Origin of the sequence: Streptomyces sp. RPA4-2 (assembly GCF_012273515.2) — a bacterium.
GTDB lineage: Bacteria > Actinomycetota > Actinomycetes > Streptomycetales > Streptomycetaceae > Streptomyces > Streptomyces kaempferi.
On record NZ_CP050975.2, the window covers coordinates 2258254 to 2278155 of the forward strand.

14 protein-coding genes and 1 pseudogene are annotated in these 19902 nt (G+C 72.6%); 3 read left to right on the top strand and 12 right to left on the bottom strand.

All coding sequences use genetic code 11. The features are described from left to right. Window positions 1–14 precede the first annotated feature (14 nt). The 6 genes from HEP85_RS09590 to HEP85_RS09615 all read right to left on the bottom strand — a co-directional run bounded on the left by HEP85_RS09590 (window position 15) and on the right by HEP85_RS09615 (window position 8142). On the bottom strand, window positions 15–596 hold the full coding sequence (locus HEP85_RS09590) for a hypothetical protein (RefSeq protein ID WP_329286784.1): 582 nt from the start codon (window positions 594–596) through the stop codon (window positions 15–17). Further along, the gene (locus HEP85_RS09595; protein ID WP_168527405.1) at window positions 581–1708 is read right to left on the bottom strand and encodes a ParA family protein; all 1128 of its coding nucleotides are present in this window, start codon (window positions 1706–1708) and stop codon (window positions 581–583) included. Before HEP85_RS09595 ends, HEP85_RS09590 begins: the two co-directional genes overlap by 16 nt. Window positions 1709–2132: 424 nt before the next feature. Beyond that, entirely contained in the window at window positions 2133–3257 is a 1125-nt protein-coding gene (ald, locus tag HEP85_RS09600; RefSeq protein ID WP_211117891.1) for an alanine dehydrogenase, read from the bottom strand. Between the two features lie 161 nt (window positions 3258–3418). Next, window positions 3419–5500 (bottom strand): tetratricopeptide repeat protein, encoded by a 2082-nt coding sequence (locus HEP85_RS09605; protein ID WP_329286788.1) that lies wholly within the window; start codon window positions 5498–5500, stop codon window positions 3419–3421. A gap of 237 nt (window positions 5501–5737) precedes the next feature. After that, entirely contained in the window at window positions 5738–6364 is a 627-nt protein-coding gene (locus tag HEP85_RS09610) for an NUDIX hydrolase (RefSeq protein WP_168527407.1), read from the bottom strand. A 110-nt stretch (window positions 6365–6474) separates the two neighbouring features. Further along, window positions 6475–8142 (bottom strand): CTP synthase, encoded by a 1668-nt coding sequence (locus HEP85_RS09615; protein WP_168527408.1) that lies wholly within the window; start codon window positions 8140–8142, stop codon window positions 6475–6477. A 496-nt stretch (window positions 8143–8638) separates the two neighbouring features. On the opposite strand from HEP85_RS09615, the gene HEP85_RS09620 reads away from it, so the two are divergent. Both HEP85_RS09620 and HEP85_RS09625 read left to right on the top strand, forming a co-directional pair. Further along, a complete protein-coding gene (locus HEP85_RS09620) occupies window positions 8639–10441 on the top strand; it encodes a glycoside hydrolase family 15 protein (protein ID WP_168533484.1) in 1803 nt (600 codons plus the stop codon). 212 nt (window positions 10442–10653) lie between these two features. After that, window positions 10654–12294 (top strand): PucR family transcriptional regulator, encoded by a 1641-nt coding sequence (locus HEP85_RS09625; RefSeq protein WP_329286790.1) that lies wholly within the window; start codon window positions 10654–10656, stop codon window positions 12292–12294. Window positions 12295–12535: 241 nt separating this feature from the next. Here the strand turns inward: HEP85_RS09625 and HEP85_RS09630 are convergent, their stop codons facing one another. From HEP85_RS09630 to HEP85_RS09655, 6 genes and pseudogenes are all read right to left on the bottom strand, one after another. Beyond that, window positions 12536–13672 carry a glycosyltransferase family 4 protein gene (locus HEP85_RS09630; RefSeq protein WP_369657663.1) on the bottom strand — a complete coding sequence of 379 codons (1137 nt, stop codon included), beginning with the start codon at window positions 13670–13672 and terminating at the stop codon, window positions 12536–12538. A 344-nt stretch (window positions 13673–14016) separates the two neighbouring features. After that, a pseudogene (locus HEP85_RS09635) lies at window positions 14017–14748 on the bottom strand (hypothetical protein); the annotation flags it as partial. Between the two features lie 485 nt (window positions 14749–15233). Beyond that, window positions 15234–16952 (bottom strand): DNA repair protein RecN, encoded by a 1719-nt coding sequence (gene recN / locus HEP85_RS09640; protein ID WP_329294771.1) that lies wholly within the window; start codon window positions 16950–16952, stop codon window positions 15234–15236. 469 nt (window positions 16953–17421) lie between these two features. After that, complete coding sequence (locus tag HEP85_RS09645) at window positions 17422–18327, bottom strand: NAD kinase (protein ID WP_168527409.1); 906 nt, start codon at window positions 18325–18327, stop codon at window positions 17422–17424. Further along, entirely contained in the window at window positions 18324–19139 is an 816-nt protein-coding gene (locus tag HEP85_RS09650) for a TlyA family RNA methyltransferase (RefSeq protein WP_168527410.1), read from the bottom strand. The genes HEP85_RS09645 and HEP85_RS09650 overlap by 4 nt, the downstream gene beginning before the upstream one ends. A gap of 55 nt (window positions 19140–19194) precedes the next feature. Beyond that, window positions 19195–19512 carry a hypothetical protein gene (locus HEP85_RS09655; RefSeq protein WP_168527411.1) on the bottom strand — a complete coding sequence of 106 codons (318 nt, stop codon included), beginning with the start codon at window positions 19510–19512 and terminating at the stop codon, window positions 19195–19197. A gap of 42 nt (window positions 19513–19554) precedes the next feature. Between HEP85_RS09655 and HEP85_RS09660 the strand changes: the two genes are divergently transcribed. After that, complete coding sequence (locus HEP85_RS09660; protein WP_168527412.1) at window positions 19555–19902, top strand: SCP2 sterol-binding domain-containing protein; 348 nt, start codon at window positions 19555–19557, stop codon at window positions 19900–19902.

The following is a 19902-nucleotide window of genomic DNA, read 5'->3' on the forward strand; positions in this document are numbered from 1 at the left end:
GTCGCAGGCTACCGCTACCGCCCGCGGAGCCGTCGTACGAGAATGCTCGCGTCCCCACGGGATTCGAGATCGGCGAGCACGACCGCGACCGCCTCGCGGACGATCCGCCCGCGGTCGACCGCGAGCCCGTGCTCCCCGCGCAGCACCAGACGGGCGTGTTCGAGGTCCATGAGCTCCTCGGCGGACACGTACACCGTGATCTTCTCGTCGTGCCGCTCCCGCCCGCTGGGCCGCCGGTTGGCGGCGCGCTGACGCTTGCGGGACTGCTGCTGGGCGGCGGCGGAACCGCTGCCAGAACCTTCCTGCGTCGCCTGGCGCCGCGCCGAACGCTCCGGAGCCGTGCCCCGGCTGCGCGACTCCCCCGTGTCGGCGTCGGAGCCGGCCGCGACGTGTTCGTCGCCCTCGCCGTCGCCGCCCTGCACGGGCACCGAATGCGGCGCGTCCTCCGCCGAGGCGGCCGGATCGCTCTCGCCGGCCGGAGCCGGCACCCGGGCCTCACCGTTGGTCCGGCGAGTGGGAGTGGAGGACTGGAGTGCCATGCCCCCGGTGGTGCGGAACAGTTCGTCGGCCCCCGGCAGACTCACTCGGCGGGACACCGGGCGAGCACCTCCCTGGCGAGCTGGCGATAGGCGGCGGCACCGACGGAGTTGGAGGCGTACGTGGTGATCGGCTCACCGGCGACGGTGGTCTCCGGGAAGCGGACGGTCCGGCCGATCACCGTGTGGTACACGTGATCGTCGAAGGCCTCGACCACCCGGGCGAGCACCTCACGGCTGTGCACCGTGCGGGAGTCGTACATGGTCGCGAGGATGCCGTCGAGCTCCAGCTCGGGGTTGAGCCGCTCCTGGACCTTCTCGATGGTCTCGGTGAGCAGCGCGACACCACGCAGCGCGAAGAACTCGCACTCGAGCGGCACGATCACCTTGTGCGCCGCCGTCAGGGCGTTGACGGTGAGCAGGCCCAGCGAGGGCTGACAGTCGATCACGATGTAGTCGTAGTCGGCCATCAGCGGCTTCAGGGCGCGCTGCAGCGTGGACTCGCGCGCGACCTCGGAGACGAGCTGCACCTCGGCGGCGGACAGGTCGATGTTGCTGGGCAGCAGGTCCATGTTCGGGACCGCCGTCTTCAGGAGCACCTCGTCGGCCGCCATGCCCCGCTCCATGAGCAGGTTGTAGACGGTGAGGTCGAGCTCCATCGGGTTGACGCCGAGACCGACCGAGAGCGCGCCCTGCGGGTCGAAGTCGACGAGCAGGACCCGGCGTCCGTACTCCGCGAGCGCGGCACCCAGGTTGATGGTCGACGTCGTCTTGCCGACCCCGCCCTTCTGGTTGCACATCGCGATGATCTTCGCGGGGCCGTGGTCGGTCAGCGGGCCCGGGATCGGGAAGTACGGCAGCGGGCGTCCGGTCGGGCCCACGCGCTCACGGCGCTGGCGGGCCGCGTCGGGCGCGAGCGTGGCCGCGTACTCCGGATCGGGCTCGTACTCGGCATCGGGGTCGTAGAAGTGCCCCTCGGGCAGTTCGTCGTAGTCGGCGAAGTGGGTGCGGTTCTCGCCACTTCCGTTGCCGGCCATGGCGTTCACGTGATGGCCATCCATGCTCGGGTGTGCTGTCTGAGTCATCCGGGGACTCTGATGGGCTGCGAAGGTTCGGACAGCGACGGAGCCGACAGCCTCGAGCCCCGTGGGGCCCTGGCCCCGCGCCGGCATTCCTGGTTGACCACCCCCGGGAGTAAATGTCGACTCATTCACAAGTCGTCTTACCTCCTTGGTGACCAGGAAACTTCTCGATAGGTCAGCGTGGCACCATGCCGACGGTTGGCGACTCTATGGCGTGTCACCGCTCCGCAGCAACACAATCCGCCGGACCCGACCCGATGTGTCGGCAACCGAACACCCCTCTGTCAAGGGCGTAAGGCCGTCGCACAGCAGGTTTCACCGGTGTGCGAATCGGTCGAAGAGTTACGTTCGTGGCGAGTTGAACGAGTGTCGCAAAGTGACCCGACACACATCCGGCCGGACCTTGCTGGGCAAGGTCCGGCCGGATGCGGGACGTTGACGACCTGTGTTGACGTATCGCCTTTTGCTCGGCGGCCGGTCCGCGACCGCTGGTCGGCGGGCCGGCCGGGCGGGGTCAGCCGAGCAGGGACTCCAGCGCCACGTGCTCCAGACCGTGCGCCTCGGCGACCTCGCGGTAAACGACCTTGCCCTCATGCGTGTTGAGGCCCTTGGCCAGCGCGGGGTCGCGGCGCAGGGCCTCGGCCCAGCCGCGGTTGGCGAGCTCCACGATGTACGGCAGCGTCGCGTTGGTCAGCGCGTACGTCGAGGTGTTCGGCACGGCGCCGGGCATGTTGGCGACGCAGTAGAAGACCGAGTTGTGGACCGGGAAGGTCGGCTCGGCGTGCGTGGTCGGACGCGAGTCCTCGAAGCAGCCGCCCTGGTCGATCGCGATGTCGACAAGAACACTTCCCGGCTTCATCCGCGACACGAGTTCGTTGGTGACCAGCTTCGGGGCCTTGGCGCCCGGGATGAGGACGGCGCCGATGACGAGGTCGGCCTCGAGGCAGGCCTTCTCCAGCTCGAAGGCGTTGGAGACGACGGTCTGGATCTTCGTGCCGAAGATCTTGTCCGCCTCCTTGAGCTTGTTGATGTCGCGGTCGAGCAGGGTCACCTGGAACCCCATGCCGATGGCGATCTGCGCGGCGTTCCAGCCGGAGACGCCGCCGCCGATGACGACGACCTTGGCGGGCAGCACGCCGGGAACGCCGCCCGGCAGCACCCCGCGGCCGCCGTTGGCGCGCATCAGCTGGTAGGCGCCGACCTGCGGGGCGAGCCGGCCCGCGACCTCGGACATCGGGGCGAGCAGGGGCAGGGCGCGGTTGGGCAGCTCGACCGTTTCGTACGCGATGGCCGTGGTGCCGGACTCCAGGAGCGCGTCCGTGCACTCCTTGGAGGCGGCCAGGTGGAGGTACGTGAAGAGCGTCTGGTCCTTGCGGAGGCGGTGGTACTCCTCCGCGATGGGCTCCTTGACCTTCAGCAGCAGGTCGGCGGTGGCCCACACCTGGTCGGCGGTGGGGAGGATCTGCGCACCGGCGGAGACGTACTCGTCGTCCGTGATCGAGGAGCCGACACCGGCGTTCTGCTCGACGAAGACCTGGTGGCCGTGGCGCACCAGCTCGTGGACGCCGGCGGGGGTGATGGCCACCCGGAACTCGTTGTTCTTGACCTCGCGGGGGATACCGACCTTCACGTCGATCACGGTCCTTGACTCAGAGGGTTCTGGGCTATGCACGGCCGGGCGACGCAAGCCGGGGCGATGCATGTCATACCCGGATGCACGGGCGCGCCGGGAGACACCACGAAAGAACGCAGCGGAGCCAGTCTAATGAAGGGATTCTCTCTGTCTAGCCTTTCAATGCATCAATCTTCTGCGGATGTACTGCGGATTTCGCAGGCGTTAGCGTCCTGTTCCATGGCCATCGAGCTCTCCGGGAGCTCATCACCCAGCATGCGCTCGGCCGCCCCGCGGTGCAGCTGGGCCGCGGCGGGGTCGCCGAGCCGGTCCAGGGTGTCGGCCAGCCTGAGCTGCAGCGCGGCCTGCAGCCGCAGGTCCTCGGCGCGGCGGGCCCACTCGACGGCGTCCTGGCAGGTGCGCAGCGACTCCTCCGGCCGTCCCGCGTACTCCTGCACCCGCGCCAGCTCGCTCAACGCCCGTGCCTGGGACGCCACATCGCCGTTCCTGCGATGTCCGGTGACGGCGGCGCGCCAGTTGCGCAGCGCCTCGCCGTAGCGGCCCGCGTAGGTGTGCGCGGTGGCGATCCGGCCGTAGAGCCGGGCGGCGTCCAGCCGCTCGTCGCGGGCCAGGCGCTGGGCGAGCGCCCGGCCGTACCAGTCGGCGGCCCGGTCGAAGTCCCCGAGCTCCAGGTGGGCGCCGCCTACGGATTCCATCGCCCGGCCGATCGCGTACGGGTCGTTCGCCTCGCGCGCGGCGTCGAGCGCGGCCCGGTAGCGGGCCAGGGCCGCCACGGTGCGGCCGGTGCGTTCGTCCAGGTCGGCCAGGTTCAGCAGGGCCGCGGCCCGCTCCCGCGGCAGCCTGCGGCGCTCGGCGACGTCGAGGACGAGCCGGTGGATGCCGTAGAGCTCGGGTGCCGCGGCCCGGGTGCCGAAGTGGACGACCAGCGCCCGCACCAGGGCGGCCATCAGGCGGCGGGCCAGGGTGTCCAGCTCGCCGTCGGCGACCGCGAGCCGGGCGGCGGCCAGCAGCGCGGGCTGCCGGATCCGCAGCCAGTCCTCGGCCGCCCTGGGGTTCGGGAAGCGCAGCGCGCGGGGCATCCCGGCGAGCTTCTCGCGGGCCGGCGAGCTGTCGGTCTCGGTGATCGCGCGGCAGGACACCAGCAGCCGCACGGTCCGCTCCAGCATCCGGGCGCGGGCCAGCTGCAGCTCGGCCGGGCGGTCCTCGCTCTCGGTGAGGGTGCGCAGCAGCGGCAGCAGGAAGCCGGGGACCTCGTACTGCGGCAGCGGCGACTCGACCGGCCGCAGGAGCCCGAGCGCGGCGAAGTCGTCCAGCGCGCCGTGGGCGGCTCCGACCGAGCAGCCGGCGAGCGCGGACGCGGTGTGCGGGTCGACGAGCCCGGCCGGCGCGAGGGAGAGCAGTCGCAGGGTCCGCGCGGCGGCGGCGGGCAGCCCGGTGTACGTGAGCCGGAAGATCCGGGCGGACGCCGAGCCCTCCTCGCCGTCCGCGCGCAGCTGCTTGGCGAGGTCGGCGACGGCCGAGGTGGGACGGGCCGCGAGCCAGCCGCCCGCCAGCACCAGGGCGCCGGGCTGGCCCGCGCACTCCTCGACCAGCCCCTCGGCGGCGAGTGGGTCGACGGTGATACGGACCGAGCCCGCGAACCGTTCCAGGAGTTCCAGCGCGGACTTGGTGTCGAGGCCGCCCAGGGTGCAGGGGCGCACGTCCGCGATGCCGGTCAGCGGCCCTCCGGAGACGGCGACCACCAGGCATTCGGGGGTGTCGGGCAGCAGGACGTCGACCTGCTCGGCGTCGGCCGCGTCGTCGAGCAGGAGCAGGGCGCGCCGGGTGGCGAGGGCGTCGCGCACCGCCGCGCTCAGGTCCTCGGCGTCGGCTCCGGGCGGCGCGGGCAGTTCCAGGGCCGTGAGGAGTTCCCGCGCGGTGCGCTCGGTGGGCACCGGGGTGCCGTCGGGTTCGGCCAGCCGGGCCCGCAGCACCCCGTCCGGGTAACTCTCGGCGACCTGCCGGACGAGTTCCTCGGCGAGCGCGGTGCGGCCCGAGCCGGGCTTGCCGGCGATGAGCAGCACCCGCGCACGGGGGGCTTTGCGGCCCGCCAGGGTGTCCAGTCCGGCCCGTTCGATGTCGGCCCGGAGTTCCTTCAACTCTCTTGTACGGCCGAGGAACTGACCCTTGGTAGGAGCGGACCCGGCAGCCGGACGCCGCCCTGCCGACGGCGCTTTCGCGCCGTCCGTGTCCACCGCCTGATCTGTCACGGGCCACACTCCCGTCCCACTGCACGCGCAAGCCCGCCGGGACTCCGGTTCGGGCGTTTCCAGAGCCTAGTTCACGCTCTGCGACGAACCGTGCGGAGCACGGCGGGGACATCCCTCGATCGGATCAGCCGATCGTAGGACCGGATGGGCGTGCTGTGGGGCACCGGAGGACCGCGGAAGGCGCCGAGGGCGCCGAAGAGCCCAGGGAGGGGCGTCCAGGGCGCCGCGGCGGGCCTGTCAGGCCTCGAAGGGGCGCGCCGGCCAGGGCGCCTCGGCCGGACGCAGCGCGTCGAGTCCGTCCCCGGCGCGCGCGGCGAGCAGGGCGAGGACGCCGACCACGAGGCAGTCGTTGTGCAGGTCGCCGCCGAGGACCCCCCGGACGAGCTCGTCGAGGGGGACCCGTGCCAGCTCCATGTCGGCCTCCTCGTCCTCCACCTCGAAGCGCTCCCCCTCCGCCTCGGAGAGGTCACGCGCGAGGAAGACGCGTACGGCCTCGGAACTGCCGCCGGGGGTGGTGTAGACGTCGGTGAGCACGCGCCAGTTCTCGGCCTTGACGTGCGCCTCCTCGTACAGCTCGCGCTGGGCGGCGTGCAGCGGGTTCTCGCCGGGGACGTCGAGCAGGCCGGCCGGGATCTCCCAGAGCTTCTGACGCACGGGGTGCCGGTACTGGCGCAGCACCACCACCCGGTCCCGGTCGTCGAGGGCGACGACGGCCACGGAGCCGGGATGGACCTGGTAGTCGCGCCGGGCGACCGATCCGTCGGGCATGACCACGTCGTCGGTACGGACGGAGGTCTTGTTGCCGACGAAGGGGGTCGCGGTCGCCCTGACCTCCCATTCCTCGGCGGTGTCCTTGATCGTCATGCCCTGTCCTCCCACACGTGCAAAAGAAACCGGTCCCGGTGCCGAAAACGACCGAGACCGGGGTGCCTGCCCCGCAAGGCACACACCCCGGCCACCGTACAACCCTGGTGCTACTTGCCCGTCTTGCGCTGCACCGCGGCCTTCACCAGCCCGGCGAAGAGCGGGTGCGGGCGGGTCGGACGGGAGCGCAGCTCGGGGTGCGCCTGGGTCGCGACCAGGTAGGGGTGCACCTCGCGGGGGTACTCGACGTACTCCACGAGCTTGCCGTCCGGGGAGGTGCCGGAGAACTGCAGACCGGCCTTCTGTTCCAGCTCGCCGCGGTAGGCGTTGTTCACCTCGTAGCGGTGCCGGTGGCGCTCCTCGACGTACTCCTTGTCGTCGTACACCTCGCGCGCGATGGAACCCTCGGCGAGCTTGGCCGGGTACATGCCCAGGCGCATCGTCCCGCCCATGTCGCCCTCGCCGGCCACGATGTCGAGCTGCTCGGCCATGGTGGAGATGACCGGGTGGGCGGTGGCGGAGTCGAACTCGGTGGAGTTGGCGTCCTGGATGCCGGCCAGGTTGCGCGCGGCCTCGATCACGATGCACTGCAGGCCGAGGCAGAGGCCGAGCAGCGGGATCCTGTTCTCGCGGGCGTACTGGATCGCTCCGACCTTGCCCGACACACCGCGGTCGCCGAAGCCGCCGGGGATGCAGATCGCGTCGACGTCACCGAGCTGCTTCGCGGCGCCCGCCGGGGTCTTGCAGTCGTCCGAGGCGACCCACTTGATCTTCACGCGGGCCTTGTTCGCGAAGCCGCCCGCGCGAAGGGCCTCGGTGACCGAGAGATAGGCGTCGGGCAGGTCGATGTACTTGCCGACCAGCGCCATGTTGATCTCGTGCTCGGGGTTGTGCACGCGGTCGAGCAGGTCGTCCCAGGTCGTCCAGTCCACGTCACGGAACGGCAGGTCCAGCTTGCGGACGACGTACGCGTCCAGGCCCTCGGTGTGCAGGACCTTCGGGATGTCGTAGATCGACTTGGCGTCGATGGCCGCGACCACGGCCGCCTCGTCCACGTCGCACATCAGCGAGATCTTGCGCTTGATGGCGGTCGGCACCTCGCGGTCGGCGCGCAGCACGATCGCGTCCGGCTGGATACCGATGTTCCGCAGCGCCGCGACCGAGTGCTGGGTCGGCTTCGTCTTCAGCTCGCCGGACGGGCCGATGTACGGGAGGAGCGAGATGTGCACGACGAACACGTTGTCGCGGCCGACCTCGTGACGGACCTGGCGGACGGTCTCCAGGAACGGCAGCGACTCGATGTCGCCCACCGTGCCGCCGACCTCGGTGATCACGACGTCCACGTCGTCCGTGGCCATTCGGCGGATACGGTGCTTGATCTCGTTGGTGATGTGCGGGATGACCTGCACCGTGTCGCCCAGGTACTCGCCGCGCCGCTCCTTGGCGATGACCGTCGAGTACACCTGTCCTGTAGTGACATTGGCGGAGCCGTCCAAGTCGACGTCGAGGAAGCGCTCGTAGTGTCCGATGTCCAGGTCGGTCTCGGCGCCGTCGTTGGTGACGAACACCTCACCGTGCTGGAACGGGTTCATGGTGCCGGGGTCGACGTTCAGATACGGGTCGAGCTTCTGCATGGTGACCCGCAGCCCGCGCGCCTTGAGCAGGGCGCCCAGGCTGGAGGCGGTCAGACCCTTGCCGAGGGAGGAGGCGACACCCCCGGTGACGAAGATGTGCTTGGTCGTCGTGGCAGTGCTGCTTCGGAAAGCAGCGGGCGGCATGGCCAAGAGGGGGCTCCCGTGGTCGCGGTCTGGGGTGCGTACCGGCGTGGTGTCCGAGAATTCTTCGGAGGTGCCGTCGCTGCGGTTCGGGGGTTTCTTGCCCACCGGTCCACGGGCTACCAGGGTATCAGCGACCCGGCGAGGCCGCTTCCGGCCACGCTCCGCACACACGTCGACACGAACCCCGCACGCCACTCACTCGATCGGCCCACCCGGGATACCGGGAGCGGCACGCGGATCTTCCACGTGCGTCGTATCCTGCTCGGACACTCGCTGCCGAGCCCGGCCGACACACGGCACCATCCCCGCCCGTATCCCGGAACAACGAGGGCTCGTCAGTTCGTTTCGCAACGACAATCGGACCAATAATTGACGTTCCGCAGCGACGCTTCACCAACGTTCTTACATTCAACCTTCTAACGTTTTGAACGTTCCCTTGACCGCAGAGCGACCGCCCCTCGCGGGGGGCGACGTGGCCGTTCGACTGGAGATGCACGTGGCCGGGCGCATCGAGGACTACGCACTCATCGGAGACATGCAGACCGCAGCGCTGGTCTGCCGGGACGGCACAGTGGACTGGCTGTGCCTGCCCCGCTTCGACTCCCATGCCATCTTCGCGGGACTGCTCGGCACGGAGGAACACGGATTCTGGCGGCTCGGCCCGGCCCACGCGGCCGACGCCGAACCGCCGATGGCGGCACGCCGCTCGTACCGCGGCGACTCGCTGATCCTCGAATCCGAGTGGGACACCCCCCGCGGCACGGTCCGGGTGACCGATTTCATGCCGCCCCGTGACGGCGCGCCGCAGCTCATCCGCATCGTGGAAGGCGTCACGGGCCGCGTCCCGATGCGCTCCGCGCTGCGGATGCGGTTCAGCTACGGGCGGGTGGTGCCCTGGGTGCACAAGCACGAGGGGCGCACGGTCGCCGTGGCCGGACCGGACTCGGTGTGGTTCGACACCCCCTGCGAGACCTACGGCAAGGCGTTGACCACGTACGCCGACTTCACGGTGGCACCGGGTGACCGGATCGCGTTCACCATCTCGTGGGAGCCCTCGCACAAGCGGCCCCCGGCGCTGCCCGAGCCCGAGCAGGCCCTGGAGGCCACCGAGGAGTTCTGGCGCGACTGGGTCGACCAGTGCACGTACCACGGCCCCTATCGCGAGGCCGTCGTCCGCTCGCTGATCACCCTCAAGGCCCTGACGTACGCGCCCACGGGCGGCATCGTCGCGGCGCCCACCACCTCCCTGCCGGAGGAGATCGGCGGCGTACGCAACTGGGACTACCGCTACACCTGGCTGCGCGACGCCGCGATCACCCTCTCCTCCCTGCTGCGCACCGGCTACCGCGAGGAGGCACGGGCCTGGCGCGAGTGGCTGCTGCGCGCGGTCGCGGGCGACCCGGAGAACCTCCAGATCATGTACGGCATCGCGGGCGAACGGGAGTTGGGCGAGGCGGAACTCGACTGGCTTCCCGGATACGAGAATTCGGGCCCGGTACGGGTCGGCAACGGCGCCGCGCACCAGCTCCAGCTGGATGTGTACGGCGAGGTCACCGAGGCCCTGCACCTGGCCCACATGACGGGTCTGTCCCGCAACGACTACGCCTCGCTGCTCCAGTTGAAGCTGATCCGCTATCTGGAGGACCACTGGGACCAGCCGGACGAGGGCATCTGGGAGGTCCGCGGTCCGCGCCGGCACTTCGTGCACTCCAAGGTGATGGCCTGGGTCGCCGTCGACCGCACCATCAAGCTCATCGAGTCGGGCGACGCGGACGGCCCGCTGGAGAAGTGGCGCGAACTGCGCGACGACATCCACCGGGACGTGTGCGAGAAGGGCTACGACAAGGAGCGCAACACGTTCACGCAGTCGTACGGCTCCAGGGAGCTGGACGCCTCGCTGCTCCTCATCCCGCAGATGGGCTTCCTGCCGCCCGACGACAAGCGCGTCATCGGCACCATCGAGGCGATCCAGCGCGAGCTGTCCACCTCGGACGGCTTCATCCTGCGCTACCCGACCTCCGGCGAGGACGCGGGCGTGGACGGGCTGGAGGGCGACGAGGGCGCCTTCCTCGCGTGCTCGTTCTGGATGGCGGACGACCTGGCGATGATCGGCCGGGTCGACGAGGCCCGCAAGCTCTTCGAGCGGCTGCTGGCGCTCCGCAACGACCTGGGCCTGCTGGCCGAGGAGTGGGACCCGCGTCTGCAGCGCCAGGTGGGCAACTTCCCGCAGGCCTTCAGCCACGTGCCCCTGATCGACACGGCACTGAGGCTGACCGCGAGCGGGGCGTACGGCGGCTAGGGCACGCCAGGCGTCGCGAGGCGGGCGGGACTCTCGCAACCCGCCCCGGCACGACGACGCGACCTACGGCGGCCGCCGGACAGCGGCCACCGTGGGCGCCCCGCGAGGGGCGCGGCACCGACAGGCGCGGCCCGGACCGCGTGCCGGCGGGCACCCGGCGGCACCGGCCTCGGAGGTGCCCGCGCACGGGGTGCACGGGTAGCGTCCGCAGCATGGACAGCCGTACGGACAGCAGCTTCGACACCCAGGGCGCCGGAATCACCGTGCAGCGGGCGCTGGAGCTGCCCGGGCTGCGCAGCGGACTGCCGGAGATCCTCGCGGGAGCCGACCGGCTGCAGCGCACCGTGCGCTGGGTGCACGCGGGCGAGGTCCCGAACATCGCCTCACTGCTCAAGGGCGGCGAACTGCTCCTGACCACGGGCTACGGCCTCGGCACCCGCCCGGCCGACCAGCGCGCCTTCGTCCGGACGCTGGCCGAACGCGGCATCGCGGCGCTCGTCGTCGAACTCGGCCCGCGTTTCACCCGACTGCCCGCGGCCCTCGTCGAGACGGCCCGCTCGGCCGGCCTCCCCCTCGTCCAGCTCCACCGGGAAGTGCCCTTCGTGGCGGTCACGGAGGAGATCCACACAGAGATCGTCAACGGCCACTACGCGCTGCTCCAGCAGGCCGAGGAGGTGCACCGGCGCTGCACCGAGGCCCTCCTCGGCGGTGGCGGTGTCCCCCAGGTCCTGCGCATCCTGGCCGACTTCAGCGGCAACCCGGTCTTCCTGGAGACCGCCGACGGACAGCTCCTGTACGCCGCCGGATCCGGCTCCGCGGGCGCCGATCCGCTCCAGGTGTGGGAGGGCATGCGCGGCCAGCACAAGGACCAGCCGCCCGCCGGGACGACGCTCGTGGACGTGCCCGGCGGCGGCCCCGGTACCGGCGCGGTACGGGCCCGGCTGGTCCTGCTGCCGGTCGGCGCCCCGGTCATCCCCGTGCACCGGATCGCGGCGGAGCGGGCCGCCGGCATCCTGGCCGTCGTCCTGATGCAGGCCCGCCAGGAGGAGGAGCTCGCCGCGCGCGGACGCGGCGACTTCCTGACGGACCTCGCGGAGGGCCGTATCCAGGCGGAGGACGCTCCCGCCCAGGCCCGGGTGCTCGGTTTCAAGCCGGGCAGGAGCCCGCTCCTGCCCGTCGTGATGCGGCTCGCCGACGGTCTGTCCCCCGGCGGGGGCTGGGCGGTCCTGGCGCGGGCCGTCGCGGAGGAACTCGCTTCGGTGGGGGTACCGGTCCTGCTCGGCGTACGTCCCGTCGAGGGCCGTGTCCCGCTCCTGCTCGGCCTGCGTTCGGAGTCCGAGCGCCAGGCGGTCGCGGACCGGGTGGCACTGGCGCTGCGGGCGGGCGTGGAGCGCGCGGGGATGCAGCGGCCCGGTGCGCTGCCGCCGGTGGTGGTGGTCGGCGTCGCGGGCGGCTGGGCGGCGGCCTCGGCGGGCCTGCGGCACGCGGCGGAGACGGCGACCGCCGCGCAGGGCCTGTCGGACCGCCCCTGGTACGACGCCCGCCGCCTCGACATCGACCTCCTCCTGTGGCGCCTGCGCGACCACCCGGACCTCGCGGCCTTCGTGGACCGCGCCATCGGCCCCCTCCGCGACCACGACCACCGCTCCAGGCCTCCGCTGCTGCCCACCCTGGAGACGTATCTGGCGCACGCGGGCCGCAAGGCGGAGACGGCCCGCGAGCTGCATCTCAACCGGCAGACCCTCTACAACCGCCTCGCCAGGATCGGGGAGTTGCTGGGTACGGACCTGGACGACCCGCAGACGGTACTGGCGTTGAGCCTGGCGCTGCGCGCACGAAGGCATGTGTCCTGATCCCACGCGCAGGGCCGCGCACGGACTAGGGCGTGTTGCGAAAGTCCCGTCGTCCGCCCGGAGGGCGGGCCTCGCGGCGTCCGGTGCGTGCTCTGGGGGTCCCCCCGGCCGGAGGCTGGGGGAGTGCCGGGCGGAAGCCCGCGTACTGGACGTGCTCGGGTTTTCGCCCGGTGCGGCGAGAGTGCGTGCCAGGCGTCGCGAGGCAGGCGGGACTTTCGCAACACGCCCTAGTGCCACGGCACTAGACGAGGGGCCAGGCCTGGGTCAACTCGTCGTAGACGCTGAGCACTTGCGCCACCGTCTCGTCCTCGGTCGGCCAGCTCGCGGCCTGCCGTACGCCCCTCTCGCGGAGCAGCTCCCGGCGCGCCGGATCGCCGAGAAGGCGCGCCACGGCCGCGGCGAGCGCCTTCGCGTCCGCGTACGGGACGAGCTCGGCGGCGTCACCGACCAGTTCGGGGATGCCGCCGACCGCGCTCGCCACCAGCGGCACGCCCGCGCGCAGGGCCTCCTGGGCGAGGACGGAACGGGATTCCCAACCGCTCGGCAGCAGTGCGAGGTCGGCGGCGGGCAGCAACTCGCAGACGTCGTCGCGCCGGCCGAGCAGCCGGACCGGCAGTTCCTCGTCCTCGACACGCCCCTGGAGGACGGTACGCAGCGGTCCCTCGCCGGCGATCACGAGAAGCGGCACGGGGTCGAGGTCCCGCCACGCGCGCGCGGCGTCCAGCAGGGTGCCGTATCCGCGGTGCCGGTCGAGGGCGCCCACCACCATGAGCAACGGGCGTTCGGTGGCGCCCAGTTCGGCCCGCGCCTTGTGGCGCGACCGGTCGGGGTCCCCGTACTCGACGGCCTGGCGCGGCGCCGGGATCGCGACGGCGGAGAGCCGGGCGTCCCGGGCCCCGCGGCGGCGGGCACGATCCACCAGGTCCGAGGAGGTGGCGAGGACGACGGAGGCGGCCCTGGCGACGCGCCGCTCCAGCAGACGCAGCAGATGGGCCCGCGCCCCCTCGGCATGCGAGCGGGTGTGCCAGGTGACGACGAGCGGGGTGCGCAGCCCGCTGAGCGCGAGCGTGGCCCGCAGCGCGGCGTGCAGCCCGTGCGCGTGTACGAGGTCGGCGTCCGCGCAGGCGATCCGCAGCGCGGCCACGGAGGCGGGGTCACCGCTGCGGGGCACCGGGACGTGCTGGGCGCCCACACCCGTGAATCCGTACGCGCGGTCGGCCTCGGCGGGGGCACAGACGGTGACCCGCACGCCACGGGCGACGAGGCCCGAGGCCAGCGACCGCACATGGGCGCTGCTGCCCGCGCTTCCGCCGCCGAGCACCTGCACGGTGCGCAGCGGCGACTGGCCGGGCGGTGAGTGGCTGCTCACGTGGCTCACGTGGCCGGGGCTCCTGGTTCGGCGTCGGACGGTCACGGAGAAACGTACAGAAAGGTCTGCAGAGGGGGGTGTACCGCACGTCGTGCTCCGCGTACTACGCCAAGGATGCCAGGCCGTACGGGTGTTCCGGGACCGCCATCGGAGCGCGCTGCGCGGCACACCGGCCGACGCGACGGCACCTGTCACCCACACGGGTGAGTGGTCCCCCCTCCCCAGGCCGGGTCGGCGGGGCTCGGCGGGCCTTCGTGACCCCCGCCGGGGCGAGGGGGCGAGGGGCGGAGGTACTGGGGGGCGCGGGAGGCCCCGGCGGGCGCGGAGGCCCGGGTCGGGCGCGGGCGCCGTCCGGCTCGCGCCGCCGCGCTGACCTGCTCCCCGCACACCGTCGCGGCCACCAGCGCGACGGCGTGCGCGAGAAGTCCGGCCCGCCCGTTGCCCGCGACGACGGCGGTACCCAGCGCGGCGCCGAGCGCGTGGGCCCCGGTGTCGCCGATCATCGCGCGCTCACCGAGATCGTCGGGGAAGACGGCGGCCGCGGCTCCCGTCGCGGCGGCCGCGAGCCGCCCGGCGCGCCCGCCCCGCAGCAGTCCGGGCGCCCCCAGCACCAGCACCGCGCCGGCGGCCCGCCCGGGACGCACATCCACGAGGTTGACGAAGTGCGCGCTCCCGGCGATCACCACTCCCGCGAGCAGCCGGTCCAGGGGCCGCTCCTTCAGCAGCGCCCCCGCCACCAGCCCCGCGGCCGAGATCCCGAACAACTTGACGGCGCCACTGGTGACTTCGCCGTCCCGCAGTGCTCCGAGATGCGCCCGGAACCCACGACGTGGGTCACCGGCCCCGGCGATGTCGTCGTACGCGCCGCACGCGCCGGCGGCCAGCACGGCGAATCCGGCTCCACGGTGGGCCAGGCCGGCTCCGAGCGCCGCTCCCACGGCCACCGCGGGACCCGCGTACAGCTCGACGGCGCGGCCGGCGTGGTTCTCCCGCTCCCAGCGGCCGGGACCGCCCGGGGGTTTGGCCCGCAGGGCGGCGAGAAGCGCGCGGGTGGTCGCGGCGGCGGTACCGAACACGGAGATCATGCAGGCCACTCCAGGGACCCGCAAAGCGGGCCGGGACGGGGCGCGAAGCGCCGAGAGGGACGGGCGGGGAACTGCCGCGGAGCGACAAGGGGCAGAGCCGCCTCTCCGTCGCTCCGCGCGGAGCGACAAGGCCACGGACCGCGAACCGGTCGGGCCTGGCCGCGATGGCCGGAGCCCGGCCGGACCGCAGAGCGCCAGACCCTGGCCGGACCGCGAAGCAGACGGGACCCGGCCGGAACGGAGAGGGCCAGCCCCTGGCCGGACCGCGAAATAGTCGGAGCCCGGCCCGAACGCGGAGGGCCGGAGCCCGACCGGAACGCGAAGGAGACGGAGCCCGGTGGGGTCGCGGAGGATCAGAGCCCGAGCCCGGTCGGCTCGGGGAGCCGGCACGGCCCGGTGGGCTCGCGGGGGCCAGAGCCCTGCCGGGGCGGAGGCTGACAGGGCCCGGCCGAATCGCGAAGCGGCGGCGCACCGCCGCCGGACGGCTACGCGTCCGCCCGCGCGGTGGCCAACAACTCCTCCGCGTGGGCCCGAGCGGTCTGCGAGTCCTCCTGACCCGCCAGCATCCGGGACAGCTCCCTGATGCGGTCCTCCCCCTCCAGCACCTTCACACCGGACCGGGTCACCGACCCGTCGTTCGTCTTCTCGACCAGCAGCTGCCGGTCCGCGAACGCGGCCACCTGCGGAAGGTGCGTCACCACGACCACCTGCGCGCTCCTGGCGAGCCGCGCCAGCCGCCGCCCGATCTCGACCGCGGCCTTGCCGCCGACCCCCGCGTCGACCTCGTCGAAGAGATACGTCGGTACGGGATCGGTTCCCGCGAACACCACTTCCACCGCGAGCATCACCCGCGAGAGCTCGCCACCGGACGCCCCCTTGGCGATGGGCCTCGGCGGGGCGCCGGGGTGCGGCGCGAGCAGCAGCTCGACCTCGTCGACGCCCGCGGGCCCGTACGCGACCGTACGCCCGTCGAGTTCCACGCCCTCGGGGTCGTCGGTCTGCCGGATCTCGAACGAGACGCGCGCGTGCGGCATGGCGAGCGAGGCCAGCTCCGCGGTCACGGCCGCGGCGAACCGTTCCGCGGCCTCCGTCCGGGCGTCCGTCAACGCCTGGGCCAGCCCGCCCAGTTCGGCCCGCAGCACGTCCCGCTCGGCGGTCAGTTCGCCGATCCGCTCGTCGTCGCCCTCGAGTTCGAGGAGGCGCGCGGCGCCCTGCTCCGCCCAGGCCAGCACGGCGTCGACGTCCTCGCCGTACTTCCGGGTGAGCTGGGTGAGTGCGGCCCGGCGCTCCTCGACCGCCGCCAGCCGTAGCGGATCGGCGTCGAGGTCGTCGGCGTACCCGGCCAGTTCCCCCGCCACGTCCCGCAGCAGGATGTTGATCTCCCCGATCCGTCCGGACAGCCCGGCGAGCGCGGAGTCGTGCGCGCGGACGGCCTCCAGCGCCCGGTGGGCGCCCGCGACGAGGGTCGCCGCGTCGATGCCCTCGGGGTCCTCGGGATTGCCGGCGAGCGCGGCGTGCGCGGCGGTGGCGGCCGATGCCAGCGCCTCCGCGTGTCCGAGCCGCTCGGCCTCCGCCGACAGTTCCACGTCCTCGCCCGAGCGCGGCTCCACCGCCGCGATCTCGTCGAGCCCGAAGCGCAGCAGGTCGGCTTCCTGGGCCCGCTCACGCGCGCGGGTGGTGATCTCGTCCAGCTCGGTGGTGATCGCCCGCAGCCGGCGGTAGGCACCGGCGTACTTGGCGAGCGGCGCGGCGACCGCGTCCCCGGCGTACCGGTCGAGTGCCTGCCGCTGCCGGGACAGTTTGAGCAGCCCCTGCTGATCGGTCTGTCCGTGCACGGCGACCAGCTCGTCGGCGAGTTCGGCCAGTACTCCCACGGGTACCGAGCGTCCGCCGATGTGCGCCCGCGAGCGCCCTTCGGCCGACACGGTGCGGCTGATCAGCAGCGCGCCGTCGTCGAGTTCGGCCCCCGCCTCCTCGGCCCGCCGGATCGCCGTTCCTCCCGCGGGTACGGCGATCCGGCCCTCGACGACGGCGTTCTTGGCGCCGATCCGTACGAGGGCGGGGTCCGCGCGCCCGCCGAGCAGCAGCCCGAGGCTGGTGACCACCATCGTCTTGCCCGCACCGGTCTCACCCGTCACGGCGGTGAAGCCGGGCGACAATTCGACGACTGCGTCGTCGATGACTCCGAGCGACCGTATCCGCATCTCCTCCAACACGGACACGACCTTACGAGGTCAGGGACCCGATGTGCGACGGGCCCTGCCCTCCTTGTGCGAAGGCGCAGGTGGCGGGGGTCACCCGGGCACGTGTGTCACCCGCTGGGGTGGGGTTTGCCGACCACGGCCCCGCCATGCCCGTGCGAGGCCCCGGACGGGGCGCCCGCGCGGCCGGGACCGACGTGTACGCCCCCGCCCCCGCCGGTTCCCGGGCTCTCCCCGGGCCGCACGGGCCCTCCGGCGCTTCCCGGGCCACCGGGGGCCCACAGGCCGTCACGGGCCTCCGTAGGCCTTCGTGGGCATCCTGACGGCCGTGGGGAACCCGCACGGGGTCCGCCGCGTTCGCCGCGAGCGCGCTGCCGTCGCGGCGAACGCCGCCATCGCTGCCTTCGCGGCGAACCCTCGCCCCGCTCTCCTTCGAGCGCCCGCCGGACGGCCCCGCCGCCCGGCCCGCGGCTCAGTGCGGCGCCCCGCGCCACCCCGCCACCGGCAGCGCGAACTTCGCGACCAGCCGGTCGGTGAACGACGCGTGGTGCAGCCGTGCGAGCCGTACCGGAACGGCACCGCGCCGTACCTCGACCCGCGCCCCCGGCGGCAGTTCCACCGTGCGCCGCCCGTCGCACCACAGCACGCCGGGCGGGATGTGCGGCAGCACCTCCACCGCGAGCACGGAGTCCGGCGAGGTCACCAGCGGCTTGGCGAACAGCGCGTGCGCGCTGATCGGCACCATGAGCAGTGCCTCGACCTCCGGCCACACCACGGGCCCGCCCGCGGAGAAGGCGTACGCCGTGGACCCGGTGGGGGTCGCGCAGACGATGCCGTCGCAGCCGAAGCCGGTGACCGGCCGGCCGTCGATCTCCAGGATGACCTCCAGGAGCTTCTCGGCGGACACCTTCTGCACGGCGGCCTCGTTCAACGCCCAGTCGGTGTGCACGATGTCGCCGTTGCGGTGCACGACGACGTCGACGGTCATCCGCTCCTCGACCTCGTACGCCCGGGTGACCACCCGGTCGACGACCTTGTCGAGGTCGTCCCGCTCGGCCTCGGCGAGGAACCCGACGCTGCCGAGGTTGACCCCGAGCATCGGGACGCCGGACGCGCGGGCGAACTCGGCGCCGCGCAGCAGCGTCCCGTCACCGCCGAGCACGATCAGCAGTTCGCACCCGTCGAGGCACTGCGGGGTGGCCTCCCTGACGAGTTCCACCTCGGGTGGCAGCGGCAGGTCCGCCGCCTCCGCCTCCAGGACCCGGACTCCGAGTCCGGAGCGCAGCAGCCCCTGGACGACGAGTTCGGCGCTGCGGATCGCAGCGGGCCGCCCGGTGTGGGCGAGCAGGAAAACAGTACGAGCTCGGGTCTGTGTCAACGCGGCCCCTCCGCCACTGCACGGTCAACGTCGGCCGGGTCGAGTTCGGGCGACCCGGCACGCAGCCACAGAAAGTACTCGACATTGCCCGAGGGTCCGGGCAGCGGACTGGCGGTCACGCCCTCCACCCCGAGCCCCAGTTCCGCGGCCCGTCCGGCCACGCCGCGCACCGCTTCGGCGCGCAGTTCCGGACTGCGTACGACTCCACCACTGCCCAGCCGTTCCTTCCCCACCTCGAACTGCGGCTTGACCATCATCACCAGATCGGCGTCGGGCGCCGCGCACCGCACGAGGGCGGGCAGCACCAGTCCGAGCGGGATGAAGGACAGATCCCCGACAACAAGGTCCACGGGCTCCCCATCGATCGCCTCCAACGTCAACTCGCGTACGTTCGTACGGTCCTTGACGGTGACGCGTTCATCGCTCTGCAGAGACCAGGCCAGTTGACCGTAGCCGACGTCGACGGCGACGACATGGGCGGCGCCCGCGCGCAGCAGGACGTCGGTGAAGCCTCCGGTGGACGCTCCGGCGTCCAGGGCCCGCCGCCCCTCGACCCGCAGGCCCCGGGGTACGAAGGCCGCCAGGGCGCCCGCGAGTTTGTGCCCGCCGCGCGAGACGTAGTCGGGGTCGTTGTCGTCCCGGGTGACCACGATCGCGGCCGCGGTCTCCACCTGGGTGGCGGGCTTGGTCGCCAGGGTCTTGCCGACGGTGACCCGGCCCGCGGCGATCAGCTGGCCTGCGTGTTCGCGCGAGCGGGCGAGTTTCCGGCGGACCAGCTCGGCGTCGAGGCGGCGGCGTGCCACTCCTGCCACGTTCGGTTCAGCTCCTGCGGTCGTACGGCCAATGAGAGGTGTGACCCGAAGGGTCTCATTGAGGGGCGGTGGTCGGGTGACGGGTGGGTACCGGAGGTCCCGGGCGGGCGTCGAGCTCGGTCAGCGCGTCACGCAGCCCCCGGTGCACATCCTCGTACACCTCCAGGTGTCCGTCCGTGGCGAGGTGGTCGGCGTCGCCCAGCCGGTCGAGCTGTGCGTCGACCTCGGCGCTTCCCGTGGGGACGCGTTCCACGTCCAGCGGGGCCGGCGCGGCAGGGTCGTACGAGAGTTCGATCGCGTCCCGCGCATCCTCCGGGAGCACCCCCGCCTCTGCCTCCGGCACGGCCCCGGACTCCGGCACTGACTCGTTCATGCCCCGACGCTACCTCGAAGCGCTGCGGTACGGTCGATCACGATGGCGACGACTGAGGAGTGCCGTGCGGCGCTCGACAAGCTCTCGGACAACCTGGCGGGTGCCGAAGGGGACGTACGCAGCGCGGCGGCCCTGGACCGTTCGCTGAGCTGCCGTATCACCGACCTCGACATCACCTTCGTGGGGCGTCTCGCGGACGGCCGGATCGAGGTGCTCGACACCGTCGCGGGCCCGCCCCGCGAGAAGGCCCAGATCCGTCTCACCATGAGCGGCGACGACCTGGTCGCGATGGTGAACGGGAATCTGCACTTCGCGAAGGCGTGGGGTTCGGGCCGGGTGAAACTGGAGGCGGGCCTGCTGGACCTGTTCCGCCTCAGGAGCCTTCTCTGA